We start from the raw sequence: 13,802 nt of genomic DNA, 5'->3' as shown, positions 1-13,802 counted from the left end.
CGCACGGCGCAACCCCCTCCGCCGACCGCGGACTCGCGTGCGAGACTGGCCGCATGGCACTCGCGACGATCATCGGATCCGGCCCGAACGGCCTCGCCGCCGCCGTCTCCCTCGCCCGCGCCGGCTACCGGGTACGCGTGCTCGAGGCTGCGGACACGGTCGGAGGGGGCCTGCGCACTCGGGAGGCCACCCTCCCCGGCTTCCGTCACGACGTCTGCTCGGCCGTCCACCCCGCGGCCGTCGCCTCGCCCTTCTTCCAGGCGTTCGGGCTCGACGAGCGGATCGAGTGGATCCGCCCCGAGATCTCCTTCGCCCATCCTCTGGACGACGGTCGTGCCGCCGTCGCGTGGCGCGACATCGAGCGCACCGCCGCCGACCTCGGCATCGACGGGGGCGCCTGGCTGCGCCGGCTCCGCCCCCTCAGCACGCACATCGACGGCGTCACGGACTTCACCGGGAACCAGCTCCTCCGCCTCCCGCAGGACCCGATCACCGCCGTCCGCTACGCCATCCGCATGCTCGACCAGGGCACGCCCCTCGCGCGGGCCGCCTTCCGCACGGAGGAAGCGGCCGCGCTCATGGCCGGAGTGGTCGCGCACGCGAACTCCCCGCAGCCCACGCTCGCCGGCGCCGCGGCGGGTCTGCTGCTGGCCGGGCTCGCCCACGCCGGCGGCTGGCCGTACCCCCGCGGCGGCTCGCAGGTGATCGCGGACGCCCTCATCGCCGATCTCGAGGCCCATGGCGGCACGATCGAGACGGGCGCCCGCGTCACCGACCTCGCGGACCTGGACGCGGGCGACCCCGACCGCGGTGACGTGCTGCTGCTCAACACCTCTCCCCGGCTCGCACTCACCCACCCTGACATCCCGGCCTCGTACGCCCGCGCCCTCCGCGGCTACCGCTACGGCGCCGCGGCGGCGAAGGTCGATTTCGCGCTCGATGGACCCGTCCCGTGGGCGAACGAGCACGTGCGGAGCGCCCCGACCGTGCACGTCGCCGGGACGAGGGAGGAGGTGTGGAACAGCGAGAACGCGGTCGCGGTCGGCCACGTGTCCGAGCGTCCGTACGTGCTGGCGGTCCAGCCCTCGCTCTTCGACCCGACCAGAGCGCCCGACGGCAAGGCCGTGCTCTGGGCGTACATCCACGTGCCGAACGGCTCCGACCTCGACCCGACCGAACTCATCACCGCACAGGTCGAGCGCTTCGCGCCGGGATTCCGCGACCGGATCCTCGCCCACCATGCGGTGCCGGCATCCTCGCGCGAGGCGATCAACCCGGCCGAGATCGGCGGCGACATCTCCGGCGGCGTCTTCGACATGCGTCAGGCCCTGCGCCGCCCCGTCCTCTCCCCCACCCCGTGGCGGACGCCGATGCGCGGCGTGTACCTCGCGTCGGCCTCGACTCCGCCCGGCCCCGCGGTCAACGGCATGGCGGGATGGCACGCGGCACACACCGTGCTCCGCGACGCCGGCACGCCCGCGGAGCTCGACGACCTGTTCGGCTGACCCGGCCCTTTCCCCCGCTCGCCGCCCGGTCCAGGATGGGTGCATGCGCTACGAGATCCCGGCCCCCATGCTCGCCAAAGCCGTCGCGGCCGTTCCCGACCCCGACAAGACGCCGGGCGGCCTGCTCTACGAGCCGAAGTGGGACGGGTTCCGCGGGCTCGTCGCCTGGGACGGCGAGAAGGTCGAGATCGGGTCCCGCGGCGCGAAGCCCCTGACGCGCTACTTCCCGGAGCTCGTCGACGCGATCCCGCAGCTGCTGCCCGTGCCCTGCCTGCTCGACGGCGAGATCGTCGTGGCCACGGGTCCGCACGGCGCGCAGCGTCTGGACTGGGAGGCCCTCAGTCAGCGCATCCACCCGGCGGCCTCCCGGGTCGCGAAGCTCGCCACGGAGACCCCGGCCATGTTCATCGCCTTCGATCTGCTCGCCTCCGGGGAGGACGACCTGCGGGCCCAGTCGTTCGAGACGCGCCGGGCCCGGCTGGAGACACTCATGGAGTCCGTGGAGCACCCGCTGCACCTGACCAGGACCACCCGCGATCGGGACGCGGCCGTCCGCTGGCTCGAGGAGTTCGAGGGCGCGGGGCTCGACGGCGTCGTGGCGAAGCCGCTGGCCCAGCCGTACGCGCCGGGGAAGCGCACCCTGTTCAAGATCAAGCATGCGCGGACCGCCGACGTCGTCGCCCTCGGCTACCGCATCCACAAGTCCGGCACCGGGGTCGGCTCGCTGCTCGTCGGGCTCTACGACGCCGACGGGACCCTGCGCCAGGTCGGCGGCGTCGCGGCGTGGAGTGACGCGAAGCGGAAGCAGCTCGTGGAGGAGCTCGCGCCGCTGGTCGAGCGCGACGAGGACGGCGCCGCCGTGACGGGTGAGGGTGAGCGGTCGCGGTTCAGCGGATCGAAGGACGTGTCGTTCGTGCGCCTGCGCCCCGAGCGGGTGCTGGAGGTGCGGTACGACCAGCTCGAGGGCGCCCGCTTCCGCCACACCGTGCAGTTCGAGCGATGGAGGCCGGACCGGGAAGCCCGCTCCTGCACGTACGACCAGCTCGACACCGTCGACGGCTACGACCTCGCCGACGTCCTGAGCTGAGCGCGCTCAGTCGTCGACGGGGTTGCCGTCGGCATCCCAGTTCGCGGCGTTCTTCTTGCTCGGCTGCACGCGCGGCGGCTCTCCCGGCATCTTCGGGAACTCCGGTGGGAAGGGCAACTCCCCGAGGCCGTCCGCCGTGTCGCGCTCCCACCACTCCAGCAGCGTGTCGATGCGCCCGGGCTTCGCCTGCATGTCGGCCCAGGGGTCGCCGACCTCTTCGAGCCGCTGCGGGACGCTCCGGACGGTGAACGTCCTGGGGTCGAGATCGTCGAGCTCGTCCCAGTGCACAGGCGTCGCGACGGTCGCACCGGGGAGGGCGCGCGGACTGTAGGCGCCGGCCATCGTGCGGTCGCGGTTGGCCTGGTTGAAGTCGACGAAGAGGCGCTCGCCCCGCTCTTCCTTCCACCAGTTCGTCGTGACGCGATCCGGCATCCGGCGTTCGAGCTCCCGGCCGGCGGCGATCACGGCGTGCCGCACGTCGAGGAACTCGTGGGTCGGCTCGATCGGGGCGAAGACGTGCAGGCCGCGGTTGCCGCTCGTCTTCGCGAACGCCTCCAGCCCGGCCTCCCGCAACACCTCCCGCAGAGCGTGGGCGGCGGGGACGGCCTCGGCGAACCCGGTGCCCGGCTGGGGATCGAGGTCGATCCGCAGCTCGACCGGGTTGTCGGAGTCGGTCGCCAGCGATGCCCACGGGTGGAAGACGATGGTGTTCATCTGCACCGCCCACACGATCGCGCTCGTGCGGTTCAGGACGATCTGCGGGTGACGGCGGCCGCTGTTGTAGGTGACCGTGACGGCGTCGACGAAGTCCGGAGTGCCCTTCGGCGGGTTCTTCGAGAAGAACCCCTCGAGACGCGGACCGCCGGCAGCGCCGACGCCGTCGCGGAAGCGCTCCAGGGACACCGGGCGGTTGCCGTTCGCCGAGAGGAACGGCACAGACACGAGCTGCACGTACTCGGCGAGTTCCGCCTTGGTGATACCGAGGTCGGGCCAGACGATCCGATTCGGGCTGGAGAGCGCGACCTCACGCTCTCCGTCGGTGTCGGCGACGGTCAGGGTCACGCGTTCAGAGGCCATGCTCCGACCCTAGGGGGCGGTCACGACGCACGGAACCCCCGGCAGGCCCCCGGTGGACCCGTGCCGTCAGTCCTCGATCCGCACCGCGCGCACGAGCACCGGGGCGAGGGCGTCGCGCTCCACCACCATCGAGGGTCCTGCGGAGTCGATGATGACGCCGGCCATCTCGGAGTGGCTCGACAGCACCTTCGCGAGCTGGTCAGGCTCGAAGGGCAGCGGGCGGTCGCCGCGGCCCAGCGCGATGACCTCCAGCGGGTGCGAGAAGAGCTGGAGGAAGCGCCGACCGTCGGCTGTCTGAGCCTCGGCGATGCCGACCTGACCGGTGCCGGATCCGTCGTTCACGGCCACCCACATGCGCGTCGTGGCGAGGGCCTCGCCCACCTTGGCGGGCGAGTCCTGCTCCCGCGGAGCGGCGAGCAGCGACTTCACGGTCATGTCGACGTCGGCCTGCTCGAGCGTCTTCTGCAGGAGCTCAGTGGGGAACACCACACGATGCGGCGCCGAGGCGTTGTCGATGATGAGACCCGCGAAGTCGCCGGAGACGACCTGCTGCATGACCGAGGTCGTCGGCTGGGCGACCGCGGACGTGGCGGACGGGTCTGCTTCGAGCTGGACGGAGTCGCGGACGGCGGCCGCCGAGCTGAATGCCAGCATGAACTGCCGCTCTCCGTCGCGGACCACGGCGACGGCCAGCGGCTTGCCCTCGCTGATCTGCGCGCGGGCATCACCGCTCACGCGGATGTAGAGGTGGCTCTGCAGAGCCTGGCGGAGCACTCCGAGGAGCTGCTCGTTGGAGGCGCCCGCCTCGATCTGCGCCAGGGACTCGCGCAGGAGGACGTTGTCCTTCATCCCTGCCACGGTCTCGGTCTGCTCGGGCGGGAGCGCAGGAGCGAGCGGGAGCTTCCGCTCGGCAGCCGGCGCAGCGGGCTCCTCCGCCGGGCGCGGCGGTGTCGCTGCGGCAGCGGGCGCCGGTGCTGTCGCGGCATCCGGATCCGGAAGGGCGACCTCGGGTCCGGCTTCGGCGCCGACTCCGCGGAACGCCTGGACGGAGATGCCGACGGCGGGCGATGCCTCGGCCGTCGACGCCTCCGACTCCTCGGTCGTCATGCTCGCGTCCTCCTCGGTGTCGGCTGCCGGAGCGGCGGAGGGGGCGGGAGCGACGGCGTCGTCGCCGGACTTCTTGCGGCGGGAGAAGAGGGCCATGGGAGCCAGCCTAACCGTGTCTCCCCGCCCCCTTCGCCGCGACGTCAGAGCTTCTGGATCGGTGCGACCTTGATGAGCAGCTTCTTCTGCCCCGCCGTGTCGAACCGGACGTGGGCGATGCGCTTGGCCCCCTCGCCGGTGACGGCATCGACCCGACCCTCGCCGAAGTCGTCGTGCCGGATGCGGTCACCGGCGGCGAGCTCGAGGTCGCCGTTGTCGCGCATCTTGGCGGTGACGCGGTTGGGGATCTTGTCCATCGCCGTCGAGAGCGGCTTGAGGGAGTCGCGGGGCAGGGCCTTGACGCCGAAGCGGTCGCCAGAGCCCCCGGAGCGGCGGGCGTTCAACGCGCGGGACTGCATGCCCCCGCGGGAGTTGACGTCGCCCGGGGACTGCCGCCAGTCGATGAGGGAGGCCGGGATCTCCTGCAGGAACCGGCTGGGCATCGCGACCGTCACCTCGCCGAACTGCGCGCGGGTCATCGCCAGGGACAGGTGCAGGCGCTTGCGGGCGCGGGTGATGCCCACGTAGAACAGGCGTCGCTCCTCCTGCGGTCCGCCGGGCTCTCCCGCCGAGATGCGGTGCGGGATGAGGTCCTCCTCGACGCCGGTCACGAAGACCGCGTCGTACTCCAGGCCCTTGGCGGTGTGCATCGTCATGAGCGAGACCGACCCGGACTCGTCGTCGAGGTCGTCCGCGTCGGAGACCAGCGCGACCTCGGTGAGGAAGTCGGTGATGGTGCCCTCGGGGTTGTTGCGCGCGAAGTCGCGGGTCACGGCCACGAACTCGTCGAGGTTCTCCACGCGGGCCTCGTCCTGCGGGTCGCGGCTGGCGCGCAGGGCGTCGAGGTACCCGCTCTTGGACAGCAGGAGGCTGAGCCCGTCGGCCACGGAGGTGGGCGGCGGCACCTCCCCCGTCGGCGGGAGCATGATCGCCGTCGCCTCGGCGAGAACCGCATCGAGCTGGGCGACGGCGGCCTGGATCTTCGGGCCCACACCGAGCTGCCCCGGCAGCGACAGGGCATCGCGGAAGGAGATGCCGTGCTCCTCGGCGAAACGGGCGATGGCGGTCTCTGTGACGTCGCCGATGCCGCGCCGCGGCTTGTTGAGGATGCGGCGCACGGCCATCTCATCGGCGGGATTGGCGACCGCCACGAGGTAGGCCAGGGCGTCCTTGATCTCGGCGCGCTCGTAGAACTTGGTGCCGCCCATGATCTTGTACGGCACGGCCGAGCGGATGAAGATCTCCTCCAGCGCGCGGGACTGCGAGTTCGTGCGGTAGAAGACGGCCATCTCCGAGTACGGCATGCCCTTGCGGTGCAGGGCCTCGATCTCGTCGGCGACGAACTGGGCCTCGTCGTGCTGCGAGTAGCCGGTGAAGCCGATGATCCTGTCGCCCTCGCCGCGGTCGCTCCAGAGCTTCTTGTCCTTGCGGTCGAAGTTGTTGCCGATGACGGCGTTCGCGGCGGAGAGGATGTTCTGCGTCGAGCGGTAGTTCTGCTCGAGGAGGACGACCTTCGCCCCCGGGAAGTCGCGCTCGAACTCGCTGATGTTGCGGATGTCCGCGCCGCGGAAGGCGTAGATCGACTGATCCGAGTCGCCGACCACGGTCAGCGACGCCCCGGCCTCACCGGCTCCCGGTGCCGGCTCGGGGTCGGGCTCGAAGATCATCATGCCGTTGGCGGCATACGGCTCTGGTGTCGCGCCGACGCCGGACACCGGACGGGTGAGCTCGTGGATGAGCGCGTACTGCGCGTGGTTGGTGTCCTGGTACTCGTCGACGAGGATGTGGCGGAACCGGCGGCGGTAGGTGTCGGCGACCTGGGGGAACGCCCGGAACAGGTAGACCGTCTGGCCGATGAGGTCGTCGAAGTCGAAGGCGTTGGCCTTCTGGAGCTGCCGCTGGTAGTCGGCGAAGACCTCGACGAAGACGCGCTCGGCCGGGTCGCTCATGTTGGCCTGGCGTGCGTAGGCCTCGGCGTCGGAGAGCTCGTTCTTGAGCTTGGAGATGCGCCCCTGGACCGCCGCCGGGGTGAGGCCGTAGGCGTCGGCCTCATGCTCCTTGACCAGGCGCTTGAGGAGGGCGCGGGAGTCGCCGGAATCGTAGATGGTGAAGTTCTTCGTGAACCCGAACTGCTGCGCCTCGCGGCGGAGGATCCGGACGCACGCGGAGTGGAACGTGGAGATCCACATGCCGCGCGCGGCGTCCCCGATGAGCCCTTCGACGCGCTCGCGCATCTCGCCGGCGGCCTTGTTGGTGAAGGTGATGGCGAGGATCTGGCTCGGCCACGCCTCCCGGCTGCGCAGGAGCGAGGCGATGCGGCGCGTGAGCACGCTCGTCTTGCCCGAACCGGCGCCGGCGACGATGAGCAGCGCGGGGCCGCGATAGGTGACGGCCTCGAGCTGCTGGGGGTTGAGGCCGGCGAGGAGGTCGTCCTGCGCGGGGGCGCCGGAGGACTGCGGGCCGACGGATCCGGGGACGATGAGAGGGGCTTCGGTCATGACCTCTCGAGTCTAGGCGGCGGCACCGACATCGAGGGCCCCGGCGGAGGGGTACGCGGACGACGCGCACCCCTCCGAGCCGGACGGCGGTCCGCTTCCGGTCAGGCGATGCGCGTGCCGGGCGGCAGCCGCCGCGCCGGCGTCCGCGTCCGTGCCCACGCTCCCGCGAACAGCGCCCCGGCGAGCACGACCTGCACCCCGAGCCCCACGAACCAGCTGGGCACGGTCTCGTCGATCACCTGCTCGGCCGTCTGGGAACCGCTCTCCGGATCGCAGTCGTCCCATCGCTGCTCCAGCGGCGAGAGCTGCGCGCTGCGGACACCCCACTTGATCTGCCCGTACAGATCGACCGGGTACCCGCTCGTGTTGAACTCGGTGGGGGTCGCGTCGGCGAGCACGACGAACGGGTTGGCGGCGAGCGCCCACCACACGAGGTCGAACCGCGGCGCCTCGTACGTGTAGCTGTCCCAGCTCTCGCAGTCCACGTTGCCGTTGCTGTCGTAGGGGCGGCTGTAGGTGGTCGCCTCGCTGCGCACGGCCAGGCCGCCGAGTGCGAAGACGATGATCGTGCCGATGACGAGCGCCGACACCACGAGGTAGGTGGACGCGACGGAGAACAGCGGTCGGGCGATGAGGCCGCTCAGCCCCACGCCGATCGCGGCGACGATGATGATCTCGGCGGCGAGGACGAGCAGCGCCACGAACAGCACGATCGGATCGGTTCCACCCGCCAGCAGCGACGCCGCGAGGAACGGAACGGCCACCAGCAGGAACGCGCCACCCGTCGCGATCGCCGCGAGGAGCTTTCCCAGCATGATGTCGCCGGTCGACGCCGCGGTGACCTGGATCGGCGCGAGCGTGGCCGCCTCCCGGTCGCCGTTGATGGCGTTGCCGCTGAGCGTCGGCGAGACGAGCACGACGAGCAGCAGGACCACGTTGACGACGATGGACGACACGCCGGCCCCGACGTCCTCCCCCCAGGAGTACACGGCGAACGACAGGCCGGTGACGCCGAGGAGCACCAGCGCGAAGACGCCGAGGAGCACGTACCAGCCGACGCTCCGCAGCCGCTGGGTCAGTTCCAGGCGCGCGATGACGCCGATGTTCGCGAGGCTCATGCTCCCGCCTCCGTTCCGTGGGGTGCCGCAGGCGGCGGGGGTGGGGTCGTCGCCGCGGGCGGCTGCGGGTTCCGGAGCGCGAGGAAGGTGTGCTCCAGGTCGCTCTGCGCGGGCGCGAACTCCGCGACCGGGAGACCCGCCTCCACGAGGTGACGCAGCGACTGGGCTGCGGCGTCCTCGCCCGGGAAGCCGACGAGGACGGCCCCACGGTCCACGACGAGGGACTCGGGAGCCAGCCCGAGAGTCGACGCGACCTGCCAGGTGTCCGCGGTCAGGCGCGCGGGTGTCGCACCGGCGAGCCGCACCCGCCAGGCGCGGACCGTGCTCTGTGCCGGAGCGGCGTCCACGACCGCCCCGCCCACGAGGAAGACCGCGTCGTCCACGACCTCCTCGAGCTCGGACAGGACATGGCTGGAGATCAGGACCGTGCGTCCCTCGGCCGCGAAGCGGCGCAACAGCACCCGCAGCTGCACGCGGGCCTCGGGATCGAGGCCGGAGGCCGGTTCGTCGAGGAGCAGCACCTGCGGGTCGTGGACCAGGGCACGGGCGAGGCCGAGCTTCTGCTTCTGCCCGCGGGAGAGCACCTTCGCCGCCGAATCCGCGAGCTCCCCGAGACCGACCAGGCCGAGGAGGTGCTGCGCCCGCCGTTCCGCGTCCGGGCGGTCGATCCCGTAGAGCCGAGCGGTGGTCACGATCGTCTCGCGGGCCGTGAGCGAGGGCCAGGCGCCGAGCGCGTCCGGCATCCACCCCAGCACCCGACGGGCGGCGAGCGGATCGGCCTCGGGGTCGATGCCGCCGATGCGGATCGAGCCGCTGTCGGGGGCGAGCAGCGAGGCGAGCATCAGGAGCAGGGTCGTCTTGCCCGCCCCATTCGGGCCCACCAGGCCCGTCACCCTTCCCGCCTCTGCGCGCAGCGTGGCCCCTCGCACGGCCTGCACGTCCCCGAACGCTCTACTGACGTCGTCCACCACTATTCCGGTCATGCGGTCAGTCTGGCATCGCCGGGCGCAAGCGCCGGGGACCTCCGGGCTGATGCCCAGCCGCGCCGCCCCGCGGGTGACACAATCGCAGTATGCGCACGATCCTCAACATCATCTGGGTCATCCTCGCGGGCTGGGCGCTCTTCCTCGGCTACGTGCTGGCCGGCCTGCTGCTGTGCATCCCGATCATCACGATCCCGTGGGCCATCGCGTCGTTCCGCATCGCCGCCTACGCCATCTGGCCCTTCGGCCGCGAGGTCGTCAGCAAGCCGACGGCCGGCGTGGGTTCGTTCCTCGGGAACGTGCTCTGGGTCATCCTCGCGGGATGGTGGCTCGCGCTCGGTCACATCGTCTCGGGGCTGGCGCTGTGCGTCACCATCATCGGCATCCCGATGGGCATCGCCGACTTCAAGATGGTCCCGGTCTCGCTCATGCCGCTCGGCAAGGAGATCGTCTCCACCCGTCAAGGCGCGTTCGACCGCACGCTCTAGCGCCGTGGCTCAGGCGCGGAAGACGGCGACGCCGAGGTCGGGGTGGTCGACGAAGACGCCGTCCACGCCCTGCCGCGCGATCACGGCCCACTCGGCCTCGTAGTCCCCGAACGCGCTCTTGCCTCCCTGCCCGCGGTGCGGCGCCGCGAGGAAGGTGTTCTCCGGCCGACAGGTCCAGGTGAAGACGGTCAGACCGCGGGCATGGGCGTCGGCCACCAGCGTCGTCCCCGGCACGAGGAGCATCTTCTTGTCGACGCTGATCCCGTCGACTCGCCCGACCAGACGGTCGAGGTTCTCGGGCACCACCGTCTCCGGGTAACTCAGGGCGGTTGCTCCCTCCGCGACGAGGAGATCATACGGCTGTCCCGCCGCCTCGATGAGGTAGACGAAGCTCGCGTCGACGCCCTCGGCACGGAGCTGTCCGAGCACGGTCGATTCGAAGCTCTCCACGATGAGCGGCAGCCCCCCCGCCGCCCACCGCGCATCCCGCAGCTCCTGCGCGATGAGCGGCGCGAGGTCGAGCCCGATGCTCGCGAAGTGGGTGGCGTGTTTGACCTCGAGCACGACGCCGATCTCCCGCCCCTGAGCGGCCGCGGCCGCCCGCACCAGGTCGAGCACGTCGCGCAGACGCAGGATCGGCTCCGCGCCGTCGAAGGAGGCGCTGGACGACCGGATCTTCGGCAGCCGCTCCCGGCACCGCAGCGTGGACAGTTCCTCCCAGGTGAAGTCCTCGGTGAACCAGCCGGTCAGCGCGGCGCCGTCCACGCGCCTCGTCGTCCGGCGGTCGGCGAACTCCGGGTGATCGGCGACGTCGGTGGTGCCGGAGATCTCGTTCTCGTGCCGCACGACAAGCACGCCGTCCTTGGTGGCGACCACATCCGGCTCGACGGCGTCGACCCCCATCGCGAGGGCGAGCTCGTAGGACGAGCGGGTGTGCTCGGGGCGGTAGCCGGGAGCGCCGCGATGCCCGATGACGAGCGGGGATTTGCTGGGCACGCTCACAGCGTAAGGCACCCCGGGAGTGTCGCCGCCCGGGTATCGTGGAGGAAAGCGACCTACGACCCCCCTTTGGAGTGAGGCCCACCTGATGAGCAACTTCGCCTTCAACAATCCTGCGTTCCAGCAGCAGGACCCGCGCAACGTCGCGACCTACCCGGGTGCCCCCCAGGGTGCGCAGGGCGCACAGGCCGCGTCGCTCCAGCACGGTGCGATGGATGCCGCCGCCAACGCGCAGCTCGAGGGCATGTACGCCGCCCCCGCGGCCGGCGCCCTCGAGACCGACCGGATGTCCGTCGAGGACACCGTGTGGAAGACCGCCGGCCTGTTCGGCATCCTCCTCGTGACCGCCGCCGTCGGCTGGGTGCTGACGCTCGGCGGCCTCGACGTGCCGCGGTACGACCCGTACAACCCCGCCGCCGTCAACGTGCTGCCCTGGGCCCTCGGGGCGCTCGGCGGCTTCGTGCTGGCGATGGTCATCACCTTCACCTCGCGCAAGAAGGTCCGCCCCGCGCTGATCTTCGCCTACGCGGCCTTCGAGGGCCTCTTCATCGGCGGCATCTCGGCATTCTTCGAGGTCCGCTGGCCCGGCATCGTCTTCCAGGCGACGCTCGCGACCGTCTCGGTCGTCGGCGTGACCCTCGCCCTCTTCGCGAGCGGCAAGATCCGCGCCTCGAAGAAGGCGACCAAGATCTTCATGATCGCGATGATCGGCTACCTGGTCTTCTCGCTCCTGAACCTCGTCCTCATGTGGACCGGGATCAACGACAACGCCTTCGGTCTGTTCAGCGCCGAGATCATGGGCATCCCGCTCGGCCTCATCATCGGCGTCCTCGTCGTGATCATGGCGGCCTACTCGCTGGTGCTCGACTTCGACCAGATCCAGCAGGGCGTGCGCAACGGCGCTCCCCGCAAGTACGGCTGGCTCGGCGGCTTCGGCATCATGGTCACGGTCGTCTGGCTCTACGTCGAGATCCTGCGGATCATCGCGATCGCCCGCGGCAACAACTGACGCAATACGGCACCACGAAAGGCCCGTCTCCCTGCGGAGGCGGGCCTTTGCCATATTCGGGACGGTGCGCGCAAGGGGTTGGCACGCGGTCCGGCGACGCGCCACAGTGGATACCACGAAGCCCCGGCACCCCGGGGCTCCTGACCCAAGGAGCTGACCATGAGTTTTCTCGGCTTTCTTCTTCTCGGCCTCATCGCCGGAGCCATCGCGAAGCTGATCCTGCCCGGCAAGCAGGGCGGCGGATGGTTCATCACCCTGCTGCTCGGCGTCGTCGGCGCCCTGCTCGGCGGCTGGCTCGGCAGCCTGATCCTCAACCGTCCGCTCACGGAGTTCTGGGACCTCGGCACCTGGCTCCTGGCCATCGGCGGTTCGATCATCGTGCTGCTGATCTACGGCCTCATCGCGGGCCGCAGCCAGCGGGTCAACGACTGACGCAGACCCCACTCGACGCGCTCCGCGTCACCCACGCCCGTCCCTCACGGCTGCGAGAGCATCCGTGAGGGGCGGGTCTTTTTCGTGCCGCTGCCGGTCAGCCCTCGGCTGCACGTGCCTTGCGCTCCAGGAGTCGGCGTTCGCGGTCGTTGCCGGCCAGCCCTGCGGCCACCGCGAACTCGCTGCGCGCCTCACTCTCCCTGCCGAGCCGACGCAGCAGCTCGCCGCGCGTGGCCGGGAGGAGATGGTACCCGCGCAGCACCCCGGACGCGCTCAGCTCATCGAGCAGCCGCAGAGCGGAGGCGGGCCCGGTCGCCATGGCCACGGCGGCCGCGCGGTTCAGCTCCACCACCGGAGACGGGGTGAGCCGGCCCAGCGCCTCGTAGAGCACGACGATGCGATCCCAGTCCGTCTCCTCCACGGACGGCGCGACGGCATGGCACTCGGCGATGGCTGCCTGCAGACCGTACGCCCCGCGACCGCGGCCGAGTCCGTCCGCCGTCGCCAGAGCCGCTCTCCCCCGCGCGATCCGGCTGCGGTCCCAGCGCCCGCGGTCCTGATCGGCGAGCAGCACCGGGTCCCCGTTCCGGTCGGTACGCGCCGGGAAGCGGGCGGCCGTGAGCTCCAGGAGCGCGAGCAGGCCGTGCACCTCCGGCTCCCGAGGCTGCAGCGCGGCGAGCACCCTGGCGAGCCGGATGGCCTCGTCGCTCAGCTCCGGCCGCATCCACTCCGGACCGCTGCTGGCTGCGTGCGCCTCGTTGAAGATGAGGTAGAGCACCCCGAGGACCGCACCGAGCCGCGCCGGATGCTCGTCCCGCGGTGGCACCTCGAACGGCGCGTGCGCGGCCGCCAGCGTCTTCTTCGCGCGCACGATCCGCTGCTGCACCGTGGCGGTGGGGATGAGGAAGGCGCGGGCGATCTCCCCGGTCGACAGACCGCCGACGACCCGCAACGTCAGGGCGACCTGCGCCTCCCGCGAGAGCACCGGGTGGCACGCGATGAAGAGGAGGCGCAGCACGTCGTCGTCCACCGCGTCCGGATCCCACGGCAGGTCCGGCACCTGCGCCTGCTCCTGTTCGAGCTCGTGCGCGATCAGAGCGAGACGATCGTCCAGCCGCTCGCGGCGGCGCCACCCGTCCACCGCCTTCCGCTTCGCCACGGCCGTGAGCCACGCCGCGGCGTTGCGCGGGACCCCTTCGACGGGCCACTGCCGCAGCGCGGCGACCAGGGCCTCCTGCGCGAGATCCTCCGCCAGGCCGAAGTCGCCGACCATCCGCGTCAGCGTGCCGACGATGCGCGCGGACTCGATGCGCCACACCGCTGCGACAGCCCGCTCGGCCGCCTCCTGCGCAGAGGCGGCCGAGGTGGTCCCCGGGTCCGAGGAGCCGTCCATCAGCGGAGCG

At 71.4% G+C, this 13,802-nt stretch carries 12 protein-coding genes; 5 read left to right on the top strand and 7 right to left on the bottom strand.

Going from position 1 to position 13,802, the window contains the following annotated elements; genetic code table 11:
- The first annotated feature begins 53 nt into the window (after positions 1-53).
- Together RI211_RS04665 and RI211_RS04660 are read left to right on the top strand one after the other, a co-directional pair.
- Complete coding sequence (locus RI211_RS04665) at positions 54-1,505, top strand: phytoene desaturase family protein (RefSeq protein ID WP_315637406.1); 1,452 nt, start codon at positions 54-56, stop codon at positions 1,503-1,505.
- Between the two features lie 43 nt (positions 1,506-1,548).
- Entirely contained in the window at positions 1,549-2,592 is a 1,044-nt protein-coding gene (locus RI211_RS04660; RefSeq protein WP_315637405.1) for an ATP-dependent DNA ligase, read from the top strand.
- A gap of 6 nt (positions 2,593-2,598) precedes the next feature.
- Here the strand turns inward: RI211_RS04660 and ligD are convergent, their stop codons facing one another.
- The 5 genes from ligD to RI211_RS04635 all read right to left on the bottom strand — a co-directional run bounded on the left by ligD (position 2,599) and on the right by RI211_RS04635 (position 9,471).
- Positions 2,599-3,669 carry a non-homologous end-joining DNA ligase gene (ligD, locus tag RI211_RS04655; protein WP_315637404.1) on the bottom strand — a complete coding sequence of 357 codons (1,071 nt, stop codon included), beginning with the start codon at positions 3,667-3,669 and terminating at the stop codon, positions 2,599-2,601.
- 66 nt (positions 3,670-3,735) lie between these two features.
- Positions 3,736-4,872, bottom strand: coding sequence for an SseB family protein (locus RI211_RS04650; protein WP_315637403.1), 1,137 nt, complete (start codon positions 4,870-4,872; stop codon positions 3,736-3,738).
- Between the two features lie 44 nt (positions 4,873-4,916).
- Positions 4,917-7,370, bottom strand: coding sequence for an ATP-dependent helicase (locus RI211_RS04645; protein WP_312673463.1), 2,454 nt, complete (start codon positions 7,368-7,370; stop codon positions 4,917-4,919).
- 101 nt (positions 7,371-7,471) lie between these two features.
- The gene (locus RI211_RS04640) at positions 7,472-8,488 is read right to left on the bottom strand and encodes an ABC transporter permease (protein WP_315637402.1); all 1,017 of its coding nucleotides are present in this window, start codon (positions 8,486-8,488) and stop codon (positions 7,472-7,474) included.
- The gene (locus RI211_RS04635; RefSeq protein WP_315637401.1) at positions 8,485-9,471 is read right to left on the bottom strand and encodes an ABC transporter ATP-binding protein; all 987 of its coding nucleotides are present in this window, start codon (positions 9,469-9,471) and stop codon (positions 8,485-8,487) included. Before RI211_RS04635 ends, RI211_RS04640 begins: the two co-directional genes overlap by 4 nt.
- 89 nt (positions 9,472-9,560) lie before the next feature.
- Between RI211_RS04635 and RI211_RS04630 the strand changes: the two genes are divergently transcribed.
- Positions 9,561-9,959, top strand: coding sequence for a YccF domain-containing protein (locus tag RI211_RS04630; protein WP_315637400.1), 399 nt, complete (start codon positions 9,561-9,563; stop codon positions 9,957-9,959).
- 9 nt (positions 9,960-9,968) lie between these two features.
- On the opposite strand, the gene RI211_RS04625 is transcribed toward RI211_RS04630, so the two are convergent.
- Positions 9,969-10,955 carry a glycerophosphodiester phosphodiesterase family protein gene (locus RI211_RS04625; RefSeq protein ID WP_315637399.1) on the bottom strand — a complete coding sequence of 329 codons (987 nt, stop codon included), beginning with the start codon at positions 10,953-10,955 and terminating at the stop codon, positions 9,969-9,971.
- Positions 10,956-11,046: 91 nt separating this feature from the next.
- On the opposite strand from RI211_RS04625, the gene RI211_RS04620 reads away from it, so the two are divergent.
- Positions 11,047-11,967 carry a Bax inhibitor-1/YccA family protein gene (locus RI211_RS04620; protein ID WP_187663445.1) on the top strand — a complete coding sequence of 307 codons (921 nt, stop codon included), beginning with the start codon at positions 11,047-11,049 and terminating at the stop codon, positions 11,965-11,967.
- 159 nt (positions 11,968-12,126) lie between these two features.
- On the top strand, positions 12,127-12,399 hold the full coding sequence (locus RI211_RS04615; protein WP_187663444.1) for a GlsB/YeaQ/YmgE family stress response membrane protein: 273 nt from the start codon (positions 12,127-12,129) through the stop codon (positions 12,397-12,399).
- A 97-nt stretch (positions 12,400-12,496) separates the two neighbouring features.
- On the opposite strand, the gene RI211_RS04610 is transcribed toward RI211_RS04615, so the two are convergent.
- A complete protein-coding gene (locus RI211_RS04610; RefSeq protein WP_315637398.1) occupies positions 12,497-13,792 on the bottom strand; it encodes an RNA polymerase sigma factor in 1,296 nt (431 codons plus the stop codon).
- Between the last annotated feature and the right edge of the window lie 10 nt (positions 13,793-13,802).

This window comes from Microbacterium meiriae, from assembly GCF_032364335.1.
Taxonomy (GTDB): Bacteria; Actinomycetota; Actinomycetes; order Actinomycetales; family Microbacteriaceae; genus Microbacterium; species Microbacterium meiriae.
The sequence above is the reverse complement of the archived record's forward strand: the minus strand, read 5'-3'. Positions and strand labels throughout refer to the sequence as shown.